Annotated in this window: 2 protein-coding genes; both read left to right on the forward strand. The window is 66.8% G+C overall.

Annotated features, from left to right (window positions below; genetic code table 11):
• Nucleotides 1-200: hypothetical protein (locus HMPREF0178_RS20150; protein ID WP_009369385.1), on the forward strand; the 200-nt coding region annotated here is incomplete at its 5' end.
• An 8-nt stretch (nt 201-208) separates the two neighbouring features.
• Nucleotides 209-679: a hypothetical protein gene (locus tag HMPREF0178_RS20155; RefSeq protein WP_009369387.1), complete on the forward strand. Its 471-nt coding sequence runs from the start codon at nt 209-211 to the stop codon at nt 677-679.
• Nucleotides 680-773: the final 94 nt, after the last annotated feature.

Raw genomic sequence — 773 nt, forward strand, 5'->3', positions numbered from 1 at the left:
CCCCGCAGCTCCGCAAGGACTCCGGCGAGTGGGAGCCGCTCACCGCCGACGGCACCACCAATCAGGGCGACGGGCTTGTAGAGTACCGCTTCAAGGCGGCGCTCTCCAACGTCAGCGAGGTCAAGGTCAGGCTGACCCTGACCGGCACGAGCACGGCCCGCCCCCGCGTCAGCAACATCCGGCTCATGGCCGTGATCTAGGAGCCGCCATGATTGATGAAAAAACAACGTACCTGAAACTCCCGCTGCCGCACCCGGACAACCTCCTCGAGGACGACGTGCTGCGGCTGCGCGAGACCTTGCAGGGCCTCGACGCCGAAGCCAAGACGCAGGACGACGCCCTCAAGGCGCAGTCCGACGGATTACAGGGCGTGGAAGAGGAACTGCGGCAACAGAAACAAGACCTGCGGGACCTGCTCGCGGCGGCCGTCGTGTCGGCATTCTCCCCCGCGGGCTCACGCCCGGGGCTCATCGCCAAGGGCACGAACTACACGGTGCCCTCCTATACCGTGGGGAACAAGCGGCTGCGGGTCTACCTGTGCGGCCTGCGCTGCGAGGCCGGGACCGACGAGGCCGTGCACCAGTATCAGGAAGTGGGGACTGCCGGGGCCGCCTCGACCGTCATCCGCTGGCACGACGCGATCCCCACGGACTACGATATCCTTGTGGAGGTGATCTGATGGCCAACCCCATGCTCATGCGCGCGCTCGACGAAGTGCGCCGCTTCCTGATGCCCAGCCGGGGCATCATCATGTGGTCGGGGACGGCTGCGGA

It is taken from the genome of Bilophila sp. 4_1_30 (assembly GCF_000224655.1).
Classification (GTDB): Bacteria; Desulfobacterota; Desulfovibrionia; order Desulfovibrionales; family Desulfovibrionaceae; genus Bilophila; species Bilophila wadsworthia.